Source organism: Mesorhizobium sp. M2A.F.Ca.ET.037.01.1.1, assembly GCF_003998075.1.
In the GTDB taxonomy this organism is placed as follows: Bacteria; Pseudomonadota; Alphaproteobacteria; order Rhizobiales; family Rhizobiaceae; genus Mesorhizobium.
Map to the genome: position 1 here is coordinate 1 of NZ_RZSA01001686.1, position 615 is coordinate 615.

Sequence of the window (615 nt, forward strand, 5' to 3'; positions counted from 1 at the left end):
TACTTCCTCCTGCGCATGTGCGGAAGCACCGCCTGGGTCAGGATGAAAGCCGATCCGAGATTGGTGTTCATCACCTTCTGCCAGTCCTGAAGGGTGATCTCCGCGATCGGCTGATGCGGTCCTATCCCGACGCAGGATACCGCGATGTCGACGCCGCCGAGTTCCGCGACCGCCCATTCGATCAAGGCGTTCATGGCAGTCTCGTCGGTGCCGTCGCAGACGGAGGCCACCGCCTCGACGCCTAAGGATCGCGCCTCATCCGCCACGGCCTCGATCTTGGCCAGATCGCTGCCGCCGGTAATCACGATGTGCGCCCCCGCTCGAGCGAACGCCAGGGCGACGGCCTTGCCGATGTTCTGGCCGGCCGCGGTAATGACCGCCACCCGCCCCCTCAAGCCGGGAACTTCCATCTGCTCACCCGTAGTCCGCCTTGGTGCAACGCGATTTTGGCAAGCGAATACAGGTTTGCCGGCGGAACGCAAATCGCCGCGGGGCGATCGGTTCAGATGCCGGCCGTCGCCAGCAGGCTCTTCATCCTGGCGGAGGCAAGATCGGGATCGGCCAGCAGGCCTGCCTGGTCGGCTAGGCGGAACACGTCCGCATAGTGGCATATGC

At 64.7% G+C, this 615-nt stretch carries 2 protein-coding genes; both read right to left on the reverse strand.

Going from position 1 to position 615, the window contains the following annotated elements; translation table 11 throughout:
• Window positions 1-410 (reverse strand): SDR family NAD(P)-dependent oxidoreductase (locus EOA27_RS41335; RefSeq protein ID WP_189562417.1); only part of this gene is annotated, 410 nt, incomplete at its 3' end.
• A 92-nt stretch (window positions 411-502) separates the two neighbouring features.
• The coding region (locus tag EOA27_RS39215; RefSeq protein WP_127259055.1) for a DUF993 family protein at window positions 503-615 on the reverse strand (113 nt) is incomplete at its 5' end.